Annotated in this window: 28 protein-coding genes; 8 read left to right on the top strand and 20 right to left on the bottom strand. The window is 58.6% G+C overall.

All coding sequences use genetic code 11. The annotated features are described in order from the left end of the window. Positions 1–639: 639 nt before the first annotated feature. Positions 640–1,026 (top strand): hypothetical protein, encoded by a 387-nt coding sequence (locus FJ954_RS24670; RefSeq protein ID WP_140663801.1) that lies wholly within the window; start codon positions 640–642, stop codon positions 1,024–1,026. Positions 1,027–1,954: 928 nt separating this feature from the next. Beyond that, a complete protein-coding gene (locus FJ954_RS24680) occupies positions 1,955–2,209 on the top strand; it encodes a hypothetical protein (protein WP_140663803.1) in 255 nt (84 codons plus the stop codon). A 383-nt stretch (positions 2,210–2,592) separates the two neighbouring features. Here FJ954_RS24680 and FJ954_RS24685 read toward each other — a convergent pair whose 3' ends face one another. From FJ954_RS24685 to FJ954_RS24695, 3 genes are read right to left on the bottom strand one after another with little or no spacing between them, the layout of a single operon-like run. Further along, positions 2,593–3,036, bottom strand: coding sequence for a hypothetical protein (locus FJ954_RS24685; protein WP_140663806.1), 444 nt, complete (start codon positions 3,034–3,036; stop codon positions 2,593–2,595). Continuing rightward, positions 3,033–3,386 (bottom strand): hypothetical protein, encoded by a 354-nt coding sequence (locus FJ954_RS24690; RefSeq protein WP_140663809.1) that lies wholly within the window; start codon positions 3,384–3,386, stop codon positions 3,033–3,035. The genes FJ954_RS24685 and FJ954_RS24690 overlap by 4 nt, the downstream gene beginning before the upstream one ends. After that, positions 3,383–3,820 (bottom strand): hypothetical protein, encoded by a 438-nt coding sequence (locus tag FJ954_RS24695; protein WP_140663812.1) that lies wholly within the window; start codon positions 3,818–3,820, stop codon positions 3,383–3,385. Before FJ954_RS24695 ends, FJ954_RS24690 begins: the two co-directional genes overlap by 4 nt. 388 nt (positions 3,821–4,208) lie before the next feature. Here FJ954_RS24695 and FJ954_RS24705 point away from each other — a divergent pair, with 388 nt between their 5' ends. Beyond that, on the top strand, positions 4,209–4,760 hold the full coding sequence (locus tag FJ954_RS24705) for a hypothetical protein (RefSeq protein ID WP_140663818.1): 552 nt from the start codon (positions 4,209–4,211) through the stop codon (positions 4,758–4,760). A 21-nt stretch (positions 4,761–4,781) separates the two neighbouring features. Further along, the gene (locus tag FJ954_RS24710; protein ID WP_140663821.1) at positions 4,782–5,078 is read left to right on the top strand and encodes a hypothetical protein; all 297 of its coding nucleotides are present in this window, start codon (positions 4,782–4,784) and stop codon (positions 5,076–5,078) included. Positions 5,079–5,813: 735 nt separating this feature from the next. Here the strand turns inward: FJ954_RS24710 and FJ954_RS32150 are convergent. Together FJ954_RS32150 and FJ954_RS24720 are read right to left on the bottom strand one after the other, a co-directional pair. Beyond that, positions 5,814–5,960 (bottom strand): hypothetical protein, encoded by a 147-nt coding sequence (locus FJ954_RS32150; RefSeq protein WP_246681144.1) that lies wholly within the window; start codon positions 5,958–5,960, stop codon positions 5,814–5,816. 147 nt (positions 5,961–6,107) lie between these two features. Next, a complete protein-coding gene (locus tag FJ954_RS24720; protein ID WP_140663824.1) occupies positions 6,108–6,968 on the bottom strand; it encodes an ATP-dependent DNA ligase in 861 nt (286 codons plus the stop codon). Positions 6,969–7,089: 121 nt separating this feature from the next. Here FJ954_RS24720 and FJ954_RS24725 point away from each other — a divergent pair, with 121 nt between their 5' ends. Together FJ954_RS24725 and FJ954_RS24730 are read left to right on the top strand one after the other, a co-directional pair. Next, complete coding sequence (locus tag FJ954_RS24725; protein ID WP_140663827.1) at positions 7,090–7,278, top strand: DUF3606 domain-containing protein; 189 nt, start codon at positions 7,090–7,092, stop codon at positions 7,276–7,278. Further along, complete coding sequence (locus FJ954_RS24730) at positions 7,265–7,504, top strand: hypothetical protein (protein ID WP_224720462.1); 240 nt, start codon at positions 7,265–7,267, stop codon at positions 7,502–7,504. Before FJ954_RS24725 ends, FJ954_RS24730 begins: the two co-directional genes overlap by 14 nt. Before the next feature lie 745 nt (positions 7,505–8,249). Here FJ954_RS24730 and FJ954_RS24735 read toward each other — a convergent pair. The 3 genes from FJ954_RS24735 to FJ954_RS24740 form a co-directional block, all read right to left on the bottom strand. Beyond that, complete coding sequence (locus tag FJ954_RS24735) at positions 8,250–8,927, bottom strand: outer membrane protein (RefSeq protein ID WP_140663830.1); 678 nt, start codon at positions 8,925–8,927, stop codon at positions 8,250–8,252. A gap of 637 nt (positions 8,928–9,564) precedes the next feature. After that, complete coding sequence (locus FJ954_RS31720) at positions 9,565–9,738, bottom strand: hypothetical protein (RefSeq protein ID WP_181174549.1); 174 nt, start codon at positions 9,736–9,738, stop codon at positions 9,565–9,567. 110 nt (positions 9,739–9,848) lie between these two features. Continuing rightward, complete coding sequence (locus tag FJ954_RS24740; RefSeq protein ID WP_140663832.1) at positions 9,849–10,169, bottom strand: helix-turn-helix domain-containing protein; 321 nt, start codon at positions 10,167–10,169, stop codon at positions 9,849–9,851. A gap of 133 nt (positions 10,170–10,302) precedes the next feature. On the opposite strand from FJ954_RS24740, the gene FJ954_RS24745 reads away from it, so the two are divergent. After that, complete coding sequence (locus FJ954_RS24745) at positions 10,303–10,467, top strand: hypothetical protein (protein ID WP_246671866.1); 165 nt, start codon at positions 10,303–10,305, stop codon at positions 10,465–10,467. Positions 10,468–11,017: 550 nt separating this feature from the next. Continuing rightward, positions 11,018–11,194 carry a hypothetical protein gene (locus tag FJ954_RS31725; protein WP_181177916.1) on the top strand — a complete coding sequence of 59 codons (177 nt, stop codon included), beginning with the start codon at positions 11,018–11,020 and terminating at the stop codon, positions 11,192–11,194. Between the two features lie 208 nt (positions 11,195–11,402). Here FJ954_RS31725 and FJ954_RS24750 read toward each other — a convergent pair whose 3' ends face one another. The 12 genes from FJ954_RS24750 to FJ954_RS24805 all read right to left on the bottom strand — a co-directional run bounded on the left by FJ954_RS24750 (position 11,403) and on the right by FJ954_RS24805 (position 21,879). Beyond that, positions 11,403–11,921 carry a hypothetical protein gene (locus FJ954_RS24750; RefSeq protein WP_140663838.1) on the bottom strand — a complete coding sequence of 173 codons (519 nt, stop codon included), beginning with the start codon at positions 11,919–11,921 and terminating at the stop codon, positions 11,403–11,405. Beyond that, positions 11,918–12,244: a hypothetical protein gene (locus tag FJ954_RS24755; RefSeq protein WP_140663841.1), complete on the bottom strand. Its 327-nt coding sequence runs from the start codon at positions 12,242–12,244 to the stop codon at positions 11,918–11,920. Before FJ954_RS24755 ends, FJ954_RS24750 begins: the two co-directional genes overlap by 4 nt. Continuing rightward, positions 12,228–12,410 carry a hypothetical protein gene (locus tag FJ954_RS24760; RefSeq protein WP_140663843.1) on the bottom strand — a complete coding sequence of 61 codons (183 nt, stop codon included), beginning with the start codon at positions 12,408–12,410 and terminating at the stop codon, positions 12,228–12,230. The genes FJ954_RS24755 and FJ954_RS24760 overlap by 17 nt, the downstream gene beginning before the upstream one ends. Then, positions 12,407–12,586: a hypothetical protein gene (locus FJ954_RS24765; protein WP_140663846.1), complete on the bottom strand. Its 180-nt coding sequence runs from the start codon at positions 12,584–12,586 to the stop codon at positions 12,407–12,409. Before FJ954_RS24765 ends, FJ954_RS24760 begins: the two co-directional genes overlap by 4 nt. After that, positions 12,586–12,789 carry a helix-turn-helix domain-containing protein gene (locus FJ954_RS24770; protein WP_140663848.1) on the bottom strand — a complete coding sequence of 68 codons (204 nt, stop codon included), beginning with the start codon at positions 12,787–12,789 and terminating at the stop codon, positions 12,586–12,588. Before FJ954_RS24770 ends, FJ954_RS24765 begins: the two co-directional genes overlap by 1 nt. Positions 12,790–12,869: 80 nt before the next feature. Further along, positions 12,870–13,613 (bottom strand): hypothetical protein, encoded by a 744-nt coding sequence (locus FJ954_RS24775; protein WP_140663851.1) that lies wholly within the window; start codon positions 13,611–13,613, stop codon positions 12,870–12,872. Between the two features lie 14 nt (positions 13,614–13,627). Continuing rightward, positions 13,628–14,014: a tyrosine-type recombinase/integrase gene (locus FJ954_RS24780; protein ID WP_140663854.1), complete on the bottom strand. Its 387-nt coding sequence runs from the start codon at positions 14,012–14,014 to the stop codon at positions 13,628–13,630. Between the two features lie 323 nt (positions 14,015–14,337). Then, positions 14,338–14,859, bottom strand: a complete 522-nt coding sequence (locus tag FJ954_RS24785; RefSeq protein WP_140663856.1) for a hypothetical protein — start codon at positions 14,857–14,859, stop codon at positions 14,338–14,340. 370 nt (positions 14,860–15,229) lie between these two features. Continuing rightward, the gene (locus FJ954_RS24790) at positions 15,230–17,350 is read right to left on the bottom strand and encodes an AAA family ATPase (RefSeq protein WP_140663859.1); all 2,121 of its coding nucleotides are present in this window, start codon (positions 17,348–17,350) and stop codon (positions 15,230–15,232) included. Positions 17,351–17,414: 64 nt separating this feature from the next. Further along, a complete protein-coding gene (locus FJ954_RS24795) occupies positions 17,415–19,679 on the bottom strand; it encodes a hypothetical protein (protein WP_140663862.1) in 2,265 nt (754 codons plus the stop codon). Positions 19,680–19,702: 23 nt separating this feature from the next. Then, positions 19,703–20,332 carry a DNA/RNA non-specific endonuclease gene (locus tag FJ954_RS24800; protein ID WP_181177917.1) on the bottom strand — a complete coding sequence of 210 codons (630 nt, stop codon included), beginning with the start codon at positions 20,330–20,332 and terminating at the stop codon, positions 19,703–19,705. Then, on the bottom strand, positions 20,329–21,879 hold the full coding sequence (locus tag FJ954_RS24805; protein WP_140663868.1) for a serine protease: 1,551 nt from the start codon (positions 21,877–21,879) through the stop codon (positions 20,329–20,331). The genes FJ954_RS24800 and FJ954_RS24805 overlap by 4 nt, the downstream gene beginning before the upstream one ends. Between the last annotated feature and the right edge of the window lie 362 nt (positions 21,880–22,241).

The raw sequence follows: 22,241 nt of genomic DNA on the forward strand, positions 1-22,241 counted from the left end.
CAATGTCTGGCGAGCCGTCTTGTCGGGTTGGTCATGCGCACCACAGACGGGAATCTGCTGACCGCAGCTGAACTGAAACGAATTCGCCGAAAGGTGCGAGCGCCACTCGCTCGATGAGGGTTACCAAAACCTGTCGCTGGGGGTTACCAATGCGCCTGTGGGGTGGCCTTAGGTTCCCAAACTTGGCCGTAATAAGCTCAATCAAAACAACTCCTTAAGGCCAGTCGGGAATTGATTGTCGTTGGGGCACATTGGTAACCTATTGTCCAAAGGGCATTGGTAACCTCTTCGGGCGAAAGCGGCGGGATATCATCCACTTAGCAGTCCGGCCAACGACAGATAATTCTGGACTCTCGCCCCTACCGACGACAGATAATTCGGGACGCCATACCAGTATGGCGTCGGGAATTATCTGTCGTTGTCGGGAATTAATCCGGACTTCGGAGAGGCCGGGTCCATTACGAAACGATCAATGATCTGTGTGTCTAGCCGCCGCCGCGGTCAGAAATCTGCGGGGTTTCACCGTCCCCGAGTGGGAGCGGTAGTCGCTCGTTGACGGTTACCAAACCTGTCGCTGGTGGGTTACCAATGCGCGTAACGGATGGCGTTGGGTTACCAATCGAGGCTACAATTAGCTAAATGAATGCAACGCCGACATGGGGTGCAGAGTTGCAGAGAAGCTGCGTAGAGCCGCCTGCGACAGTCATCGAAATTACCGGTGTTAACACCAAACATGCACGCGCCGTGGCAAAATTCATGGAGCCGGATATCATCAAGGCATGCCATGAAGGCTATGTGAACCAAGGCGGCTTCGCCTCGCCTGAGGAGTGCATTCGCCAGACGAAAGCGGACCTTCTCGGCGATGCAATTCGTGCGGAAGCAAATTGCAGTAAGGGCACCATCAATTTGGGGCATATGTCCTTCAAAATACCCCTTGAAAATAACTGCGCATCAGGCGGAATTTTTGCCGCACCAGCTTTCACAATGCTCCGCCCCAAATATCGGGGCAAGGTCGTTAAACCGTAAGGAAAGGCCATTGCGCGCACACCGAACTTTTCGAGCGCAAAAATTGCATTCTGATCGTTTGAACAACAAGTGTTCAGTTTGAAAACTGGAGCACGGGAACAGTCTTGTTTCGAAGCCCACCTCTTCTGGCAACACACCGACTCCTGCGCAGCTTGTCCTTGCAGCGCCCTTTCACGGCGGTAACAGGGGTTCGATTCCCCTTGGGCGTACCAGATAAATCAAGCACTTAGCTGTTACCTTTCGGCCCTGTCCAAGATTTGGCCAATATTCATCCAGAATCGCGCGTTTGCCGGCCGGTCCATGCGAAGACGCTAGATGCGCGTAGTGCTATTCTCTCGGCTACCAAAATGTCGCGTCCGCATAGGCCCATCGCCGCTTCGCTCTTGGTCTGATCCGCCGCCCACCTCAATGATTCCGACCAGTGCGCGAACAAACTGAACCATATCGTTTGCCGTGACTGCTGCCTCGTCAGGACTTTGCCCAATGTGCTCGGCGGCTGCGCAACATGACAGGCGGATGAGATCGTAGTGTGAATCCCTTTCATCCTCCGGAAACGCCGCTATTTTAAGGGCTCGGCGATAAATCAACCGCAGCAATTGTTCGAGAGCTGTTCCGACGACACTCATGCGTTTGCTCCGCATTGGTCGAGCGTTTTCCGGCGTCCAGAGCGCGCGTTGTAACGTCGATGAGGGAGGTGGTTTTCCCGTCCCGTGTGTGGAAGGGTGCGTCACAGCCGTTAACATATCGTTTCTTGCTAATATAAGACGCGTCGCAGAAGCCGCCCTGCAACTAGGCTGGGGCCACGTCTCCTCAGAAATTGTTCGTGTGTAGGACCAATGACGGGGCTTCGCGGGCCGATTCTACAATTGACGATGATCTTACGTAGCGTTAACTTCTTATTAGCTTTTGCTAACAAAGAGGGCTTCCAATGAAAACCGCTATCGTTTGCGCGGCGATTGTGCTTGCCGCGTCGAGCGCCGCTATGGCGCACGAGATGAAGAAGCCAACAGTCACTGCCGAAAAGACATGTGCAGGCATGTCGATCAAGGCGGCAGCAGCCGCCAAACTTGACTGCACCGCTACCGGAACCGCCAATTCACCACAGACGGACATGGGCAGTAATTCCAAGCCCCGCCTCGGCTATGAGACGAGCAGTCCCCAGGTGTTCTCTTTCGGGCTCTAGGGGTTGATGGTCGATTTTAGGGAGACGCTCACGCACGAGGCCGGCGAGTTGGCTTTCGCCGAGGAAAGGCGGGCCGGAGCACTACGGCGCAAGCTCGCGCTTCACGATGAAACGGGGGCAAAGCTAAAATCTGCCGTCGACTACGCTGCCTCTGCGGCTGCTCGCGTTCATAGATATCACCCCGTCATTGAGGAAACGCCGCAATGCCCGCGCTGCTGGATATTGCGAGCAAAGAAGGAGCCTTTGAGCAATCAAGTGAGCGGCGAAAAAAACGATTTGTTCAAGTGCCGCGAATGCGGGTACGAGATGCCCTTGGAGCCTTGAGGCCCTTGAGGCCCCGGAAGCCGAAGCGGCCGGGGCCAAAATTGATCAACAGATTTCGATTAATCTTCAAAGACCATTTCGCTGTCGACGCACACCTCCCGCTCATGGTCGCCACGCGCGCCGTCTGCCCAACAGGTTTGATTGTGGTGACGGTTCGGCGCGCCTAGCGTCGGTTCCTCGTTGCCGTCGTCCTCAGTGTCGCAGTCGTCCTGTTCCCGATCGTCGTAAGGGCTGCCCCTGCCATCATCAAAGCCCCTGACGGTCTGCGGGCCGAGCGCACACCAGCCAAGCCAAGGTTCGAGGTCGGCACCGTCTTCCAGATCGCAATCCACCTCCATCAGGTCGAGCGCCGTGATGAGGCTCATGGCGCGGTCGAGGAGATCGTTCAACTGCCTTTCGATCGCCTGCCGCCATGTCCGTGGATCGGTGCCGAGTGGCATACCCAGCGGCTTAAGAACGGCAACAGTCTTCAACAGTTCGCTCACGGTGATGCCGGCATTCATGGCGTCGTCCCCAGTGTCGCCTTGAATTGTGCGAAGACTTTATCGTGGTACCTCAAGCTGCGAATGTAAGCCAAGATATCAGCACGAGGCGCGCCGCTCTCTTGCATCCATACAATGTGGGTAAGCCACTCATGCATCTGCGCACGATAGGCGGCTGCGATATGTGGCGGCAGCGTGTCCAACAGGGCTTCGAGGCGCGCGAGTTTGGCATGAGCGCTTTCCCTGGTGGGCGGTGTGGGCGGTGTGATCAGAAGAGCCAGCGGTGCCGGCAATGCCGCTGTAGCGCCAGCTATGGCCGGCAGACAGGCAATGACGCCGAAGGCGGCGCGCCGTGAGAGGTGCGCGCTCATGACTGCACCTCGAAATAGGCCAACGCTGCGGTAAGGAGCGGGTCGACAATTCCGCTGCGTTCAAATGCCCTATTCTCTTCGGCAATCAGCTTCAGCGCTTCTATGGCGCTGCTGCGCGTCTTTGCTGGCTCATGCCATTTCTCAAGTGCCGCGAATGGCCGTTCGTATGTTATCGCGGCATAGGCGTCAGCCGCATCGTCGTCGTCTGGCGTGCTTGCATTGAAGGCAGCAAGGCCGGCGCGATAGGCACGGATGGAGTCGAGCAGCGGATCTTTGATCCGGATGGCAGTGGAAGCCGCAGTAGCGGCTCCCAGGGCCGGCAGAGAGGCAAGCCCGGCAAGGACGAGCCGGCGAGAAAATCGCCCGGTGATGATGTGCATTCCCTCGACAGCAGGCATAGCTTCGCTGGCCGCCGGAACATGGGTGTTCGGCATGGTGGTTGCCTCCAAATGGTGATATTTACACCATTAAAGGTAATGCCATAGCCGGTTTGCTGTCAACAACGTTTGGTGATAAAAACACCACATGAGACCAGTACAATGCCGTATGGGGCGCGCCGCCCTCAATTGGAGCACTCTCGACCTAGCCAAGGCGGCTGGCGTTGGGGGAAATACAGTCAATCGATTTGAGGCTGGACAGGACGCCCGCCTGAGCAGCGTGGACAAGATGCGCGCGGCACTCGAATCGGCCGGGGTCGAGTTCATTCCTGAGAATGGCGGCGGCGCTGGCGTGAGGCTTCGGAAGGCCTAAAGGCGCAAGTTCGCTTGCACGCGTGCTGGAGTTGCGCAAGTATTGGCGGATTGACTGGGGGAGCATAGTGCTGTGGGTTGGGGAAAATTCCTGTGGTTTGCACTAGTGATTGTCGCTGGCGATGCAGAAGCTCAAACCCTTCAGGGCATCGAAAACTGTCGGCAGTTGGTAAACGGCGCGGACCGGCTGGCGTGCTACGACGGCCTAGGAACGAGCGCGCCATCAGTAGAAACAGGCCAAAAATCTGCGGCCCCCGTTACTCTCGCCAAAGCTCGATTCAACATCCAAGCCAAAAATTACGAACAGCAGATTTTCAACCCTCGGATTGAACTGCATATGTCATTTACCAATTCAACGGCCAAGAGAGTATCGGCCCTGGCTTTGGTAGTGTCCATCAAAGATGCGTTCGGCGATGTAGTCCTAAGCGGTGACAGTAAATTGGATGTCAACATCGGGCCGGGCGCGACCGAGACAAGCCCCACCTTCCTAATTTGGGAGGACAACCAGTTCCTTAACGACGATCCCTACAGCAAGATGGTTGGCCCGGTGGATGCGGGGACCGCAACGGCCGAGATCGCAATCAAGAAGGTGGTCTACCAAGACGGAACAGTTGAGTCCTACTAACCAAAAAGGGGGAGGGAAAACATGCCGCACATCGAGCGCATCGAGAAACGTAAGCGCGGTTTCTTCGGAATTATTTTCTGGTGGATGTTCCTGGCCTTCAACGCGCTGATGGGGCTCTGGATATTCTACGCCATCAAGATTTCCAGCGAGCACTACCAAGCCACAACAGATGCAGCCGGACAGGCTGGCACTGCGATCGGCGGGACACTTGCGGTTGGCATGCTGCTTTGGCTGTGGGTGTTCGGCGACATCATTCTCGGTTTGCTGGTCGCGCTTTCCCGAGGGAAGAAAATCACCATCGAGCGGACTGTCGCCTGATGACAACCAGATTGAGATACAGAGCCAACAGAATTTCACTGGCGCCGGCAGCTTTCCGAGCGGTGGGGGCCTGCTGTGGTTGCAGGCGGGGTTACGGCAAAAGGCAGTGACGCACACTTGGCGCCAATGACGGATTGAAGCGTCCAGTTCTTGCCCAATAAACGAGGCCTCTATTCTTTTCCCCCGCCTAATTTTGGTCAGTGCTTGCACTCCTGCCTTGATTGCGCGATTGCTCAGTTAGGGCAACAATTGGGGCGGGGCTGCGTGATACCGATGCGTCGGGTCATCGCGCACGGCGATGGCATGATCACAGACTTATTTCTCACAGCGGTCGCTGCGTTTTCTATTCTGATTCCACTCTACTTCATCCTCAAATGACAGGCGTCGGCTCCAGTTTCGCCGTGAACAAACCGGGGATTCACAGATTCGCGCACCGGGTATATGTTGCCAGGCATGGAACACGCTTTCGATGACATCGCCAGCGCCTTGAAAGCCCCTCAGACTGGCCAGGGAAGCCGCTACAGCGCGTTTGCTCTGAAGATGGCAGCGAACTTGGTCCTCGGCTTCGCTATCGGCCTGGGAATCGCCATAGGCCATGCTGTAGCGGGCTAGCGGCCCATATTTGCGCTATTGCTAATATTAGGCCATGATCCCTTTGCCGGGAGGGATCGCCGGCATGGCCCGGTTGCCGGCCTCCAACCCAAAACACCCCACGGCAGCCGGGTCGCCCGTTTATTACCGGCCGCCCTTAGCGTCCCCATAGAGGTTTTGCCCCATGCCCGACGTCTTGTTGGAATCGGGCGAGTAGATCAGCCCGACCGTCTTGCACTGGCAAACGTCGCATTTCAGCTTTGGCCTCAGATCCCACTCCATTGCGGGCATGTCCGGTCCAAATCGGTGGCGTAGCTTTTCGAGCGGTAGGGTCTTGCAGTGGTTGCAGGCCCCGTTCTGGCAAAAGGCAGTGACGCACATCTTGGCGTCTATCAGCGATTGAAGCGTCCAGTTCTTGCCTATCAAAGCACAGTGTCCCTATTTTTCCCGAAAGTCCTTCAGAGAGGCGTGACGTAGCTTCTCCTCGCCCTTCAGGAACCGCACGCGGCCGACCAGACCCGGCTTCAGCCATTCTGCCTTGTCGCTCTTAAGCCCCCTTGGAACAGGTCCGCCGACCTTCCCCTGCACGCGATCCCATAACGCTTGCCGTTTGTCAGCCTTGAAGGTGACAAAGGCGCCACCGGCATAACGGCCTTTGTCGGCCATCAGCACCATCGCGGGTTTCCCCGCCTCACGCTGCACGCCAATGATGTCCATTTCCTTTTCGGCATAGCACTTGATCTTGCGCCAGTTCATCGTCGGCCCGCTGCGGTATGTGCTGTCCTTGCGCTTTGAAACCATGCCCTCCAGGCCGGCTTGGTCGACAAGGTGATAGACGGCATCGCCGGTCCCAGGCATGGCTTCGCTGAACTGGATGCGGCCGCCGGTCGGGATCAATGCCTGGAGAATGTCGCGGCGGTCTTCCACCGGCATGTCACGCAAATCGTGACCATTGAGGTGCAGGAGGTCGAACGCCACCAGATAAAGGTCGCGCGACTGCGTGCGGCTGGTTACGGCTGATTGCATCGCATGGAAGTCAGACAGGCCAGCTTCGTTGATGGTGATCGCCTCGCCGTCAATGATGAAGTCTTTCGCTTCGATCGCCGCTGCTTCGCCGGCAAGCTGGATATATCGGCCGGTCCAGTCGTAGCCATTCTTGGTGATCAGCCGAATCCCGTCCTCATCCTTGATGACCTGGGTCCTGTACCCATCGAACTTGATTTCGTGGATCCACTCATCGCCTTGGGGCGGGGTATCGACCAGTTCGGGCTCCATCGGCTTAATGAACTTCAGACGCATGAACACACTCGCAAAACCTCGACTCAATTAGCTTTGTCTAAAATTGTTCCGAAGGGAGACGCCGACGCCGAAACAAAGCGACCGATCGCACGTTGCGAATCTCGCCACAGGAGGAACGTTAATGGCCGACGACAAGAGCAAGCGTGATGCCCGCGATCGGAACCGCGTATCGGGTGAAGAGGATTATGAGGTCGCCTATTTCGCCCGGAAATTCCAGCTCACCATGCCGGAGGTGCGAGACCTCATTGCGAAGCACGGCAACGACCGTGAGACGCTAGAGCGAGAGGCAAAAGCGCTTGGAAACCGCTGAGCCCGAGATATTCGAGCGGCTTCGCGCTCTGCCCTCGATGATGATCTCCGCCGAGGACTGTGACGAGGCCCTTGGCCTGATCAGGATGGCAATCGAGGCGACCTGTCCGGCTGGCGTGCTGGCTAGCCGAGAGATGGTCAATGCGCTCTATGGGCCGACCCCGATCCATGAGGCCGAGGCGCTGGCCAAAGCGATCATCGCCACGGTGGAGAAGCTGACCAGCTAGACGAACCACCAAATGGCCGCCAGCACAATTGCTGCAGCGATGAGACCCGCCGATCCAGTCCTGGCATACCTGCGACGCGCCGCTTTGCGGGCTGCTGCTGGCGCATACGCGCTGTAAAGACGCTGGCCGTCTTCGGCGAAGCGGTCGCTGTTCGGGTAAGCTTTTTTGGGCTTCTGCCGTGGTCGAAGTATCCCCATGAAGGACGATGATAAACGAGATGCAGAACGCCCGCCACCCAGTGGGCCCGCCTCCTGGCAGTACGGGCAGGGAAGCGGGCCCGGCCAGGGGGGACATCCTGACCAGCAGCGGGGAGCTGCCACGTTTCGAACTTGCCGAGAAATACCAAGTTCCCACATGCGCACAAAATGCCCGCCGGCCGGAGCCAGCGGGCAGCTGACAGAAGTGGAGACCCGCCGGAGTAGCCGGCTGGCTCCCGAACCTTTGACTCTGACGTATGTTCCAGTGAGGCCCGCACCCCACCCCACTGTAGAGCGCGGGCCGGCCAGCGTCGCGAAAGACCCGGACGCGCCGCCGCCTAGGCCGGAACTTGCGACTGGTCGAGCTGTTCCCGACCCGAACACGAAAACCCGCCGGGCGTAGCCCTAGCGGGCTGCTTTGCATGGATCGGCTAGCCGGCCGACTTCGAGATGACGATCACCTGGGCCGCGATCCTCGATGTCCTACCGACGCTTCTTCGGCCCGCACGGAACGAAATAAACTCTATCCTGGATTCGCGCTGACCATCTCAGAATTTGTAGTTAATCTTGGCGACGACAGTGTTCTCGGTCTCGCGAGCGCTGAGCACGAAGGCCGGGCCTGCTAAGCTGCTGGCGCCATCTTTCGAGCCAAAATCGTAATAGTTCCATTCGACGCCAGCGGTCCAATGGTCACTGAAAGCGTAGTCAACGCCGAGGCCAGCAGTCCAACCTACCCGAGACCCACCCCCAAAGGATTGAAGCAAAAGCTGCGTCTCCGCGAACTTGTACTTGCTGAATGCAACGCCGCCATCGCCATAGATAAGCACCCGATCCATTGCGTACCCGAGGCGTCCGCGCACCGAACCCAGATAGTCCTGCTTGGTCTGGCAGACCGACCCTGGCGTAGCCGGACATTGACTATCGCCCTTTACCGAAGAGCCTGCGAAATCGCCCTCGATGCCTATGACGAATTGGTTGATCTGGTAGTTGTAACCGATCTGTCCGCCGTACACGGCTCCGGACCCGTTTGTATTGAAGGGAGCGAAGCTCCCCGGAGGGATTGCCGGCGACCATCGGCTGTCATTCCAGGCGCCTCCGACTTGTGCGCCGATATAGAAGCCGGTCCATGAGTACGGCATCGCGGCGACCGGCTCAACGAAGTCGGCAGCCAGGACTGGAGAAGAAGCTGCCAGAAACGCAACGGAACAGATGAGCGCGAGTTTCATGCCTTCGTCTCCAAATTCATCAACTTGTAGCTTTGCGCATTTTCTCAGGAAGAGTCTGCGCTACTTTTGCAACAGGGCGGATATTCTAGCGCTCGGTCGCGCATTGGATATCGTGCGTTTGCAGGCGCACGCTTTAGGCGTTGCTAGACGCAAAACTGCTGTGCGCCGCTTCAGGACCGATGAGGCAACGACCGCGACGCCGCGTCCTATCGATATGGGCGGCCGGGCGCCACAGTATCAAAAAACAGCAAGCACGCTGCGACCGATAGGACGTCGACTAGCAGTTCGTCCCCGGTCAATCCGAGAAAGTGGGCGAAATCACAAGCCAACACCAGCGCCATCGCACTTTACCGATCATAGAGTCCGGGAACACGTTGCATAGGTGAACCGTTAGAGGGCGCTAATGTTCCGATCTGGACTCCTACGCGGGAACCCGCCAAGAGTTGGGGCGCCGTTCATTCACGGCGGGTCGATCTAGCCCCGATTAACCAGAGTAGACATGCACCCTTGCACAAGGAATAACTTTAGGAGATGCTAATCCTTGGCCTTGGGAGGGCTCGGGGATGAAAATAAATACGTTGATGGCACTTGGTGCCATTGCCACGCTATGTGGCTGTCAGACCAGCAATCAATCTGACTACATGCAGAGCTGTTTGTCGCTTCCGTCTAGCAAGATGCGCCTGCGTTCTGCCTCCAGTGCTTCAGCCGCTGCTTCGGCGCCTTCGATGTCAATCTGCCCCAAGGCGGCCGTTAGATCCCCGACCGTATTTGCTTGGCGGCGCACCAAATTCAAGAAGGCTTTGAAGTCCATTTGTGAGGCTCCGGTTTCCGATGCACCGAATATACGATAAGCGGCGCAGCCAGTCATTTTGGGAAAACTGCAAACCTGCATCGGAAACTGCAAAACATGAACAGACCTGTTCACGGATGATTGGAGACATATTCGAAAAGCTCCGCCTTCTTGGTTTCGTATCTTCCACCAAACCTTGTCCCGATACGTCCGCCTTTGCACCACCTTGTGATCGTGCATTCAGACCTCCTTGCCAGATGGCCAGCTTGTTTCGGTGTCAGGATATCTGGCTGAAGAAGCCACTCGGCAGGGAATTGCGGCTCGAAATGGGGCGCAGGTTCCGGCTGCCGACAGGCTCCGGAAGAGCCGTGGCAGATATAGCGACGTAGGTCCGCCAGCGCGGCTTCTGCAGCTGCGACATAGGCTTCCAGTTGCGGATCGAGCGGTGTCATACACTCCTCCCCATCGCAAGCAGGGAACGAGGAACCAAAGCAGAATATGAGGGTTTCCTAATGGAAGGGATTCCAACGGACGCGAAACAATGCTTGAACTTTCGATCTGGAGCTTGCCAAGGCCAGGCTGAGCGTGAGCCAAGCTGAATCCGAGCTCAAACGTGTCGAGCGGATGCAGGACAAGCGCTACGGCGTGGGCATCGACCTTACCCTCTGTGACACGATACGAGGCGCGCACAGACGTGTCTGTGAAGCCAGAGAGCACCTGACGAAGATCAAGACCGGCAACATGGGCTGAGGTGGTGCTATGATCTACAATTCCGAATTTCACACTCCGACCAAATGCCCGACACAGATCGGGCAAAGAGGATATCGGCGCTTCGCCGACAGTTGGCGGAGCAAGCCGCACACACGGATGCATCGGCTCGGCTGGTCGAGAAAGCGGTTGCCAGGATGGCTGAGGCAAGCGGCTCTGGAGGCTTCGGACGGCGGCACATTCGCCGCTGGCTGGCATTTGGCAGCTGACCAACTCGGGGGCCGAGCCGGCGGTCGGGAAATTCCTTTGCGAACGTCCTGAAGAAGCGTAGCTTCACAGTGCGGGAGGGCGTCTGGGAGGAGCCCTTTATGTTCGAGGTGCGGAGCTTTGTCGCCAAGCTGGTGAAACGCGAGCGCGTAGCTGCTAAGCAGCACGTAAACTCGCCGATGGTGAAAACACTCGCCAATCGGCCGGTTCACATCAAACCCCGGCCCGCCAGGAACAGACCGGCTCCGCCTCAGCATCACGCAGCCAGCAACATGTAGGCTCGTCGGGGCCGCCGTCGCAGACAAGCTTTTGAGGGAGGACGAACGTGGCTGCCGAATACCAAGGAAACGATCTGACAGTCGTCTCGAAAGACCCGCTTGTTGGCAGCGTGGAACTTATTGGCGACGACGAGGTGATCGAGTTGCAGCTCGATTCCGAAACGGCGGAAGATATTATTTCGGCGTTGATACAGTTCTTCCAATTAGGCCAGCGAGTTTCCTGACGCGAGCCGACGTTCGATCCTGGCTCCCTCTTTCTCCAAAGCCCTCTTGCGGCGCTGATGGCGGGTTGGGCCTTTGCGATTTGAGCCAGTCTCAGGTCTCGGTCTAAGGTCTCGGTCTTGGTCTTGGTGTGTGCACACCCTGTCACAGGGTGTAAAACTACCCCTACAGAGGGTGTGCACAGGGTCACTACAGGGTGTCTACAGGGTCTCATTGGCCACCCCGCATCAATCGAGTGCCCATCAGACGCGAAGTGGTTCCGATGGTCTCAGCCACCGATCTGGACATTCCAGCGGCCTTTGCGGCCTTGTCCGCTGCCTTCTGTGCTTCCCGTTCGATACGAGCCGCGTTGACCTCATCGAAGCCCGCGACGGCCTTCTCTCGCAACCGGTCGCTCTCGATTGCCTGGAGGCGGCGCCGTGTGCCTATGGCGTGGTCATCGTTGGTCGGCGGGTTATGCTTGAACCAGCGTTCTATGAGGATCACGTCGCGGTCGCGGTCGATCAACTCAACCTCGACCAGCTCGCGAAGTGCGCTCTCATACGCCGCATCAGTCCAGCCGAGATCCGCGCAAGCGTACCCAGGCGGGAGGTCGTAGACCCCGGCACTCGTCACATGGGCATTGGTGAGGAGATAGAGAAATCCCACCTTCGCCTCGTCCGGCAAGCTGATAAACCGCCGGGAGCGCCAGACGGCCGGCGCTACCTTGGTGAAGCTGCGGGCGCTCATTCGGCTGCCTCGCACCGAAGGCGCCGATGCTCTGCCTGATGGTCACGCCGGCAAAGCCAATCCACATCCATCGGCCGGTCATAGTCCGGATGATGTGCTTCGGCATCGAGATTGCCGCAGACCCTGCACGGCTCCTGAATGACCAGCCCCCGCTTCAAGGCACTCCGCAAGGACTGTTGAGCCCAGACTTTTTTCGGGTTGGCGCGCTTCCACCTCTCTTGCGGCGTAATGCGGTCGGCGTTAGACTTACGCGTCAACCTTCCTTTGCCGCCGTTCCCGACTGCAATCGGGGCGGCGGCCTCGTTTTCAAGAGGCGTCTGCATTGCTGATGCCTCCCTTCACGATCTTGAACAACGTCAACGCTTCGTCCGGTGTCAGTTTGAAGCGCTGCGCCAGCATCTCCCGCGTGGTCCAATGGGTCCGGCCTTCGCCAGCATAGGCGATGAACCAAGAGGCCTTTTCGATCATGTCATCGATGAAGGTCGTCAATGCGCCCTCGCCAAACGAAGGGCGTTGGCGAGGCGAATGGCCTCGATTGCCTGGGGTGCCGTGATGCCGAAGCGGCTGCGCAACTCAGGAACGGTTGCCGCGCCGGTCTTGCCGCCACCGGCGAGCCATTCGGCTGCGTGCTGGACTTGCTGGTCGGGATTGAGATCGAACTGCATTATGCGGCCTCCGCCTTGGCCGCGCCAAGTTCGCAGGCTTTGCGCCAATCCGCCGCCGCTTCCCTAGAGATCAGGACGCGGGCACCCACCTTCATGGTGCGCGGTGCATGACCATCGTTGACGAGATTGTAGAACGTCGCGCGGCTGATCCTATGAGCGGCGCAAAACTCGGGAATGCTGTAAGCTTCGAAAGAGTAGTCCATTTGGGTTTCCCTGTGTTGTTACAGGCCCAAGGTGGACGACGCTTTCCACTGTCGCTAATTGTCGATGGTGGTAGATAGTTTCACTTAAACTCCGACAATTCCCGACGAGCGCGGCGGCAAGTATCGCGGGAAGCTTTAAACTGCGCGGCCATGGCTTCCTCGGTCATGGTGTCGAGAATGGCCCGGTCGAAATCGGCCATCGCCGCCTTCACACTGAGAAGTTTTTGCGGTGCAGGCCCTCGCCGCCGCGCCATCGGCGAATCGGCAACGGTTGCCGATTTGGTCGGCAATGCTGGTTGCTTGGAACTGGCGCGATCAATGTCGGTGCGGACCTGATCATCGGCCGCAACAACCGCCTGTTTGGACACGCTCCAGTACTCGACCCATGCATCGAGATCGGCCTTTCGAACTTGAACGTCGGTGCCGATTTGTACCGCCAGGAGATCCTTGTCTACTGCCGGATGAGCTTGGGCCATAGATGGCGGATCGAACGTGAGATGGCCACGATCATCGTAACGTGGATGCCCGTGCGGATTAGTTTCCTCGCCGCGTCGGGGATCGATGGTTACACCATCAGATGACCAGTCGAACACCGCTTGCTCATGAAGCGATGACGGCAAATCGACATTGGCGGCGGCGCCTAACGTTCCGGCTTGCACAGCTACGGTTCCCGATCGCCAGCATGACAGAAACATATCCCGCGCAAACTTTGACCGATCGGCCGAGCGAGCGGCCCGAGCATATGGCAAGAGGCGTTCGGATTTTTCCGATGCCGGAATGAGTGTCGTTTCCAACATGGCGACCGCAAATTTGAGGGGACCCATTCAACGGTCATCGCTTAAACCCCTCCCATCGAGACGACGTTTGTATTCTGCACGGTGCCGAACCGTGGCGCCCCTGCCCTCACCGCATCGGCCACATAGGACGGCGCCAGATGACCGTAGTGCTTTTCCACCATCCTCGTATCAGTGTGCCCCAGGTTCTTTGCCACCACCAAAAGCGGCATTCCATTCATGACGGAAAGGCTTGCCCAAGTGTGCCGAAGACCATGGAAACCGATCGCCGGAACGATCTTGGCGTTCTTGCAAGCTTCGTTCATCGGCCGGAACTGATGCGATTTCTCCCATAGCCGCGCGCCCCAATGCGCCCCGTATTCAGGATTGAGTTCCTGATCTCTGCGGATCGGAGCAAACCAGCGATTAAGTTCAACAAAATCCGTGGACATCTGGTCGTCACCCAACAGTTCGGTGGGCTATTTTAGCCAAATCACCGGCTCCCTCATGCAGCTTCTATGGTAGCCACCGATTGAAATCATTTGCGCGCGATTCACCGAGCCGCCTTCGGAACGTAACCCAGTTCGTCTTGACAGGAGATTGACCGTGACCTCGGGAGGTTCGAACAAATATGTGGGTCGTAACCCGCCGGGCATAAGGCCCTTGCAGAAGCGGACATCGCGGAACACCAACTGAAAATGATGAAATGACTTGGCTAATGCGGCGGCGGTCATACTCAGCGACCCCTCGCTCGTCGACGTGACTCTCCTCGCGCCTAGGGCGCCGATCCGTTCGAGCGGAAGTCTTCGAGCCACTTTCGGAAGTATGCGCGACACGAGGCGGCATACGGGTTCATCCAATGGAGGTAGTCCCGGACGATTTGGTTCAGCGCTAGTCTTCCATTCTCCTTGAGCCTGTCCTTTTTTGCCTGGTGATCCTCGTCGTCCGCTAGGCTGTAGAGTAATTCGACGTTGTCGATCGCGCTTTTCATCCGCTCGATCATCCGCTTTCTCGAATATGCAAGCCGTGGCCTGTTCAGTCCGTAGATTTCGATCGAAGCACGGCCCCTTGGGTCCTCCGCCCCGAGCGCACCGATGGTCGGCTCGACGACGCTCTCGCTGCGTCCCGACGGCGACTGCTTGTAGACGTGGTTCAGATGCGCGGCGGGGTCTTCGGCGGCGGGATCGATTAACAGGGGTTCTTCAGTGGCGACAGCGGCCGGTGTGGTCGCCGGCATCGCACCTCCCTTCAACGGGAACAGGTTTTCCTTGCCATATTTATAGTGCGAACCGTCCAATTGGTGCCATCGCCCTCGGTTGCAGTCGATACAAGATGGCAGGAGATTCGCCCATGTCGACGCGAGCCACCAATAGCCTGGAAATAGCAGGTTACCAGCCGGTCCGACTACGCGTCCCTTTGGGCGAAAATGCTCTACATCGACAGGCATCCCTGGGCCGAAGTCTGTTTCACAGTATGCGCACTTGTAATTGACAGCTCGTTGAGACGGTGCTTCACCTCGTCGTTGCCATATGCGCTGAACGTCATGCTCGCGGTCGGCAGAGGTAAAGCGTTGTAGTATTCGTGTGCCGCTTGCCGTTCTGCGGCCGCCGGCGAGCCGACGTCTGCGAGGACGTCCGGCGCGTTCACAAGGTGACGCGGTCGCCTGATCATGTCTCGCGCTTTGTATCTTGCTCGATTGCATCCCTCTCGGCGAGCTCGAAGAGGTTTACGAGTTCGTCGATGGTCTGGACGCTCATCTTTTCGACTCGCGAGCCCTCATGGCGAGAGAGATAGGTGTCGATGATCCTGTACATGAGCCTCTCGCGCGGATTGTCGCCGAGCGGGACTGCCGACGGAAGTGCAGCCTCAGCAGCGACGAGCGCCTGGTCTTCAGCTTCCGAACGGACCGGCCGCGCAAGGAGGGAATAGTACCGGGCCAGCCGGTCGGCAGTAGTGATGTCGAACGTCGTGGTCAGGCCGAACAGGTCGGACGTCAGGATCTGGTCGACGCTCATCCCGTCCAATCCGAGGACAGCAGGTCGCTCGATAGTGGTTCCGTTCTCGCCGCGGTCGAGGATGACTACTTCGCCTTCGATCAACCCGCGCAGCGGAAGTGGGTCGTGGGTTGTCATCAGGAACTGTGCAAGTGGGAATGTCTCACGCAAGGCTTCCACCACTGCCAGCCGCCACGACGGGTGGAGGTGGGCATCGATTTCGTCGATCAGGATGAACGCCTGCGCGGAGGTCATCCCGTTCCACACCTCATACATGACATCCATAATATCGGCCGTGATCGCAACGATGCTCTTGAACCCTGAACTAAGCTCATCGAGCGGTTGGGCTCGTCCATTCTCATCCACGATTAGTCGGTTGCCCGCGCCCAAGCTTGCCTTCGCCCTGCCTCGGAGTACGGCGTTGAGGGCGCGAGTCGCGTCGTTTAGTCGCTCGACATCGGGTTCGCCGTTCGCTCGTCTGAGGTGCTGGCGAAGTCCAAAGGCGCCGTTCACGAGCGCACGCTCCGAGAAGAGGCTCTGGATGCGGAGCTCGTACTCGCTGCCGCGATGGGTCAGCTCGCGCCGCGCCGCCATACGGTATGCACCGTATCCAAGCACCATCACAGGCACCTGCGCGTGGCCGTCGAACGCCGGCGACGAGGAGTTGAACGAAACGCGGTTTGTACGCTCTGTTCCCCAGAACTCGACGACGATCTCGCCCTCCTCCTCCCCTTCGGTGAGGCACCAGTTCGGCGTGACGTTGGCATCCAACGCACGTTCCGGACCGAGACAACCGAGTGCGGCGGCCTGCAGCACGGACGTCTTTCCAACGCCGTCGTCGCCGAGCACTACCACCGACCCGGCCGCTTTGACCTGCTCCTTGCCGCGCGGAGGAAACTCGAGGACGGCTTGGACAAGGCCTCGAAAATGCCTGACCGATACGCGGCGCACGTAGCGGCGCCGTCGGCGTCCTTCATCAGGCCGCCATCCATCGTCGATCAAGTCTGGGTCTTCAGGGCTGAAGGCGTTGGTGATTAGGTTGCCGAGAGTCCGCCTGTTCGTCGGCCGCCGCCGCATCCTCGCGCGTGCCAAGTAAGGCGGAAACCGTTCGAGGAGAGCGAGCCAGGCAGCACCGGAGTACGGGGCACGAGGCAGGAGCCTGTCGATCCGCGCCGACATAGGTTGGCGTGGCGATAGAAAGACCCGTAGCACCCCGCTACGCGCCTCGATAAGGGTCGGCCGGTTTAGGTCGAGGATGTCGATCGTCATCTCCCCACGCGACGTCTTGCCGATTAGGTTGCCCCGGTGATCGATGGAGAAGTGGTCTGCGGGAAGATCGGCACACGGGTCAATCAAGGTCTCGCGTTCGATGTTGCGGAGTTGTGCGACGGAGCGTCGGATGGGTCCGCGGGGGTCCGCGGGGAAGCGGTTGCGCTTCTCCCGCAAACAGTCCGGACATGCAAGATAGAGGTTCGCCCAGTCGAGCGCGAGCCAACAGTAGTGCTGGTAGTGCACCTCCCCATCGCCACCTTCCGCACCCTGCTGTGGTCGGAAATGGTCGATCTCGCCCCCCGTGGTCACTGGCGTCTCGCAGTATGCGCAGGCTCCTTCAAACAGGCGATCAAGCGAGCGACGAAGTTCTCGGTCTTCCAGCACCTCGAACGGCAGCTTGGGCGGTCGCTCGCCTCGATTTCCCTGACTGAGATATCGATCTACCCGGACACGATAGTCCTGCGCCAAAGTCGATCGCAGGGCGGCAGGACCTGCGACACGGCGTCTGTCGATATAGCGCAATCACCCCTCCCTCTTCTGTCCGACCAATAACGCCCGCTAAAGTCATATCTAATGCGATTGCGCCTCACGGACTGGAGCAAGGCCGTCCCATCGGGGCGGCGGTTCCTGACAGCCGAAAATTGATTGAGCATGCGACACAGCTGTTGGTTAGAGCAGCATCACTGATATGGCGAATTAACTCTTCATCGGATGGCGGTGTGCCGGCACGCAACTCGGGCAACTCGATGACAGCCGCATGCCTGCAGGAAGCAGCATCACCGACCTGAGCCGATATCATTCGCTGCGTCGCATTGGCTAGCTGCCATGTGAGCGGCAGGGACAATGCGGCATTCAGTTTGACGAGGGGAGACGGTGAGGAAAAATCGCCTGTGGTTCCCGCTGTCGAACCGTGCTGGGGGTTTAGAAGCGTCCTGATGCGATGGGTCGCCATGTCGGCCCTCGTGATCCTCGAGGCAAGGAGCGTGCGCACTGGCGAAAGCAGGTCACCAAATCCCTCGACTGCTCCCGGCCGCAGAACGCCTTCCGACGTGAGCGTGATCAAATGGACTTCGAAAGGGGGCACCTGCCCAATCGTGAGCTTTCCACCTAGCTGCTGAACCTGACGAAGCTCCATGATAAGGTCAAACGCCGTTTCATCGCCGGAGTTGTCAAGATAACCACCGTCGACCAGCCGGAACTCGGTTCTGCTGGTGATGAAGCGGGCCGCCGGCATGACCCACGGAAAACGGGCGCTCAGCCCCAGTGCGGTGCTAAGCTTAATGTCCTCGTCTGCACCCAACGCCTCCCATCCGTCATCGACGAGCTCGCCGTTAAAATAGCGCGTGTAGCGCGCTCTCTGATGGAGTGTGCCTGCCTCCAGCGGGCCGTCGATTGACATAAACGGTGCCACCACCACGCGCATACCGTTTTCGACCTGAGTCGTGTTCGCCAAGATTGCCGGCGCAGCACCATCTGGCCTCCAGAAACCCAAATAGGGTGCAGATAGCGGATTCTGGATGGCCGGCAGTACATCGCTCCATGCGCGCTCGAGTCCGGTGTCGAAGACGTCAGCCCTATCGTGGCGCGAAATCAACGCTGGAACTAACGTCGCCGGCAGATCGCTGAAGAGCATCGACGCCATCACTGGTGCGAGGAAATCGCGATCGAGAATCTGGCGCGTGGTTCGCTCGAACATGCCCGGGGCCATCGTACCAACGGCGCATTCGGCCCAGGGCCCGTTGGCGGCAAACGACTTCGCTAGCGCCGCAAAGACGCCCGCGCCGATTGAACCGCCGGAAACCGAACTTATTGCGAAGATGTGCTGGGAGAAGCTTGGGCAGCGATCCTGAACGCGAGCAAGGAATGTGGCGGCAAAGTCTGCGGCGTAGTGCCCGCCGCCTGCCGCGGAGATGATGAATACCGGATATGGACGTCCCGAACTCAGGAAATGATCGCGGTCACCGCGAGCCGAGAGCCAAGCATAGAGCGCTGCGGCAGTCGGTTGAACACCTGCGGCACCCTCGGGACGTCGCACCTTCGACGGAATATGGTTGTCGCTGACGTTCAACCACGAAAGGTAGACAGCGACGATCAGCAGGATGGAGAAAGCGGGAATGTTCCAACGGTCGCGTAACCGAAAAAGGACGCTCAGGAACCCTCCTGTAACCAGCAAAAAGAAGAGCACTATGGCCATGCTGCCCAACAATACAGGGAGTCGGTACGGGGCAAGTGCAAACGCGACCCAACCTACTGAGCCCAAGCCGCATATCGGACCGAGGATCCGAACAAAACGCGGACGGAACGTTCGCCCGACGCACAGGAAAAGGGCTGCGACCAGCGCACCCAGAAATGCCACTAAGAGGGCGGCTAACACGAGGTTCGAGGGAAGGTCGGATATCGAATCGAAGATTGCGGAAAAGGCCCCATCGAGCGCGCCGGCAGGTTGCCCCGCGCCCATGACCTTTGTCCTCGATCCCGCTAGGAAAAGCCCGCTGGCGGCGCCCAGAAATGGTAGCAAAGCGATCACAGCCACCAACGCCGCTCTAAATCGACTGCCAGGTTGCGTGAGGGCCAAACCGAGTAGCGAAAGTCCGACCGCCAGGCTCAGCAGCGCCACAAGGGCGAATATCAACGGACCGACCTGGCCTTGTGTATCCAAAGCAAGAACCCGGTAAATCTCATGAGTCTGCTCGGGAAAAGTCAGGGCCGCGGCAGAAACGGCGGCAACCACTACCGGTGCTCTGGCTTCGCGAACAAGCCTCAGGCGGGTGGTGAGGCCGCCTTTCCATTGTAGAAACTTCGCTCTAAGTTGAGTACCAATTCCGTGCCTCAACTCTCTCCTTCCACTCATCCGCCTATTGTTCACACACGGACCTACTTTATGTCTGGGTTGGAAATTGCCTCGTCGTACTTGTCGATGGCGATCAGTTCGGACAGGTCGATCCAACCACGCATCGCGTCCTGGATGGCGCTGATGCGCTCAAGCTCGCCCTTCCAGTTGGGCGTGATCTTGAACTCATCCTCCGTGAACGGGATAACATCCTGCTTGAGGACGAAGCCGTAGGCACCGGCGGCGCTGCCTTGTTTGTTGACCACGATCTTCCAATAGGCGCGCGGTATCTGCACGCGGATACCGCCGTCGTCGTCTCGTCCGTTGAACCAACGATCCTTGGCGCCGAATATTGGACCCGCATAGATCACGACTTTCTCTTTGTCCTTGTCAGGGCCGGTCTGCTTCTGGACCAACACTTCGAGATCGCCCCAGTTATCCTCTCCCTTAGGGGCCTGATTGAAGGCACCGATCTGCGGTGAGCAGTTGGTGACGTGAAAAGTGTCGCCGTTGGCCATCTGGATGTCGTCGAAAGTGTCGCCCCAGCACACATCGTCGCGCCGCACGATGTGGCCCTTGTCGAATGCGCCTGCCTCCGACCCGGGCTTGTAGTAGTCCTTGGTGAAGAAAATGTCGGGGAGCTGGTGTCTGGCAGCGATCCGCGGATCAGTCACCCATTGCTCGTAGATCCTCTTGTCCGGAGGGAACCCGCAGAGCGTGTCCCGGTCAGTCGGCTTTTCGTCGACAGCCGGTCGCGCCAGTCGACGTTGGACGCGGTAAAGAGCGCTATACGCCGCTCGGCGTGCATCCAGATCGAGAACTTGTTGTACTTCAGCTCGGTCCCACCACCATCGAGAAGCGGTGCCGCGATTGCTTCCCCCTGAGGCGTCAACTTGGGCATGGGGACGCTCTTGCCCAGAAACTTGCGCTTGAAGCCCTGGCGGCTCGGCAGGTTGTCGAAGATCACCGGAATTTGGAATGTCGCCGCCTCGGTAGAGTCGACGAGCGGCTCGGCCTTGACGGTCGTTTTCTCTGGCGCCGTGACGACAGGCGCGACGTCACTAGGCGCGCCGACCAAACTCACCCTGAGGGCCAGCGGCAGGATAAGCCCGCCCAAACCATCGCTCACCGATCCGGCTGCGGAGACTGCAGGCTTTTGCGTCACTTCCTCGACCAATTTACCTTCCCTCCCATCCGAAATCGGCGCGCTGCTGTTGCCCTTTCTGGCGATCGCAGCGCTAAGCACGTCGCCGCCCGCCATTGCCGCCTCGACGACCGGTCGCCAACTCCCCGGTTGCGCCGCTGCCATCTCGGGTAGAATTGCACAGATGCGGCTGATGCGAATGCCGACGTTGAACTCCCAGACCACATCTGATTCATCGCGATCGTCGACGCTCGCGACATATTCACCGCTCTTGAGCAGGAATTGGCCCGCCTCGTTGCGCTTGATCCGGCCGCCAGAGTGAAGCGCCGCGATCTGAAAGCTGTCGTTGAATACTGGCGCACCTGACGAGCCATGAGCGGTGTCGGCAGTGTAGCGGATGACGAACTCCTCCTGGGACGCCGTGACGACCTTGTTCTCGCGGAGCGCTATTTGCATATAGTCGCCGTCGGGGTGCTGCACGATGGTGACGAACTTGCCCTCATACGTTTTGCCAGTGCCAGGGCTGAGCTTGAGGTAACCGCGCTCGCTCAGCGCAACCCCGTTGGTCGCCGTCGGAGAGAGAGCGACCACCGCAAAGTCGAGCTCCTTATCGTTGACGAAGAAACGGTCGGGTTCCATCGCAAAGGTCACGGTCGGATTGTCCCCGCCGGCTATGTCGTGCCAGTAGCCAAACTGTGCAAGGCCGCCAATCGCCGCTTCCGCGTTTGGAAGCACATGGTGATTGGTCATCAACAGGCCAGGTGCGACAAGGAATCCGGTTGCTTGCTCTCGGCCCCGCTCAGAGTCGATTTGCAACCGGGCAATACAGTTCATGATCAGATTGCAGCGAGGAATGAAGTTGGCATCGACAAGATCGAAATCTTCGATCATCGCCTCCATCTCGATCCGCGTGGGACGCTGTCCTTCGGACGATAAATTGCGGATGGCGACGATGGCTGGATCCGCTGCGGCCAGCTGCGCTCGCGCCGACTTGCTCACGGCAGCGACCGATTGTCGGCTGGAGATAGCCGGCGCACCGCTTTCCCAGCGCGCCTCCTTGACCTCGCGGATTTTCACAATACCCCCCTTCAAAAAAATACTTGCGCCGCCAAGTATTCAATGTCGCAGCTGTTGCTGTAACAAACAAGCGGCAGATTCTACAAAAGGTTGTCGGCTCACCTGACATTGTAGGCAGTCAATGAGCGCCAGAAGACGGACCGCCACTGCCGAGGCATCGCCACCAACTGTTTGTGGACTCACCAGCTTTGCCCAGTCGGGCCTCTGTCGCAGTGAATATTGAGTCAGTCGATGAACAGTCTGGTTTATGCCATCACTTGGTCGAGGCCGGATCATCCCTGCAGCATCGAGTGCAATATCGCCTGCATTTGCCCTTCCAGATCGAGCTCTCCCCGTGCCTCAACAGTCAACAGGTACCCATC

The sequence above is a fragment of the Mesorhizobium sp. B2-3-15 genome (assembly GCF_006442875.1).
GTDB lineage: Bacteria > Pseudomonadota > Alphaproteobacteria > Rhizobiales > Rhizobiaceae > Mesorhizobium > Mesorhizobium australicum.

What these genes read in the sequence shown, in the direction of transcription:
- FJ954_RS24670 (WP_140663801.1), top strand. Translation starts at nt 640, where the DNA reads ATGAATGCAACGCCGACATGGGGTGCAGAGTTGCAGAGAAGCTGCGTA.
- FJ954_RS24680 (WP_140663803.1), top strand. Translation starts at nt 1,955, where the DNA reads ATGAAAACCGCTATCGTTTGCGCGGCGATTGTGCTTGCCGCGTCGAGC.
- FJ954_RS24685 (WP_140663806.1), bottom strand. Translation starts at nt 3,036, where the DNA reads ATGAATGCCGGCATCACCGTGAGCGAACTGTTGAAGACTGTTGCCGTT.
- FJ954_RS24690 (WP_140663809.1), bottom strand. Translation starts at nt 3,386, where the DNA reads ATGAGCGCGCACCTCTCACGGCGCGCCGCCTTCGGCGTCATTGCCTGT.
- FJ954_RS24695 (WP_140663812.1), bottom strand. Translation starts at nt 3,820, where the DNA reads ATGCCGAACACCCATGTTCCGGCGGCCAGCGAAGCTATGCCTGCTGTC.
- FJ954_RS24710 (WP_140663821.1), top strand. Translation starts at nt 4,782, where the DNA reads ATGCCGCACATCGAGCGCATCGAGAAACGTAAGCGCGGTTTCTTCGGA.
- FJ954_RS32150 (WP_246681144.1), bottom strand. Translation starts at nt 5,960, where the DNA reads ATGCCCGCAATGGAGTGGGATCTGAGGCCAAAGCTGAAATGCGACGTT.
- FJ954_RS24720 (WP_140663824.1), bottom strand. Translation starts at nt 6,968, where the DNA reads ATGCGTCTGAAGTTCATTAAGCCGATGGAGCCCGAACTGGTCGATACC.
- FJ954_RS24725 (WP_140663827.1), top strand. Translation starts at nt 7,090, where the DNA reads ATGGCCGACGACAAGAGCAAGCGTGATGCCCGCGATCGGAACCGCGTA.
- FJ954_RS24735 (WP_140663830.1), bottom strand. Translation starts at nt 8,927, where the DNA reads ATGAAACTCGCGCTCATCTGTTCCGTTGCGTTTCTGGCAGCTTCTTCT.
- FJ954_RS31720 (WP_181174549.1), bottom strand. Translation starts at nt 9,738, where the DNA reads ATGGACTTCAAAGCCTTCTTGAATTTGGTGCGCCGCCAAGCAAATACG.
- FJ954_RS24740 (WP_140663832.1), bottom strand. Translation starts at nt 10,169, where the DNA reads ATGACACCGCTCGATCCGCAACTGGAAGCCTATGTCGCAGCTGCAGAA.
- FJ954_RS24750 (WP_140663838.1), bottom strand. Translation starts at nt 11,921, where the DNA reads ATGAGCGCCCGCAGCTTCACCAAGGTAGCGCCGGCCGTCTGGCGCTCC.
- FJ954_RS24755 (WP_140663841.1), bottom strand. Translation starts at nt 12,244, where the DNA reads ATGCAGACGCCTCTTGAAAACGAGGCCGCCGCCCCGATTGCAGTCGGG.
- FJ954_RS24765 (WP_140663846.1), bottom strand. Translation starts at nt 12,586, where the DNA reads ATGCAGTTCGATCTCAATCCCGACCAGCAAGTCCAGCACGCAGCCGAA.
- FJ954_RS24770 (WP_140663848.1), bottom strand. Translation starts at nt 12,789, where the DNA reads ATGGACTACTCTTTCGAAGCTTACAGCATTCCCGAGTTTTGCGCCGCT.
- FJ954_RS24775 (WP_140663851.1), bottom strand. Translation starts at nt 13,613, where the DNA reads ATGGGTCCCCTCAAATTTGCGGTCGCCATGTTGGAAACGACACTCATT.
- FJ954_RS24780 (WP_140663854.1), bottom strand. Translation starts at nt 14,014, where the DNA reads ATGTCCACGGATTTTGTTGAACTTAATCGCTGGTTTGCTCCGATCCGC.
- FJ954_RS24795 (WP_140663862.1), bottom strand. Translation starts at nt 19,679, where the DNA reads ATGAGTGGAAGGAGAGAGTTGAGGCACGGAATTGGTACTCAACTTAGA.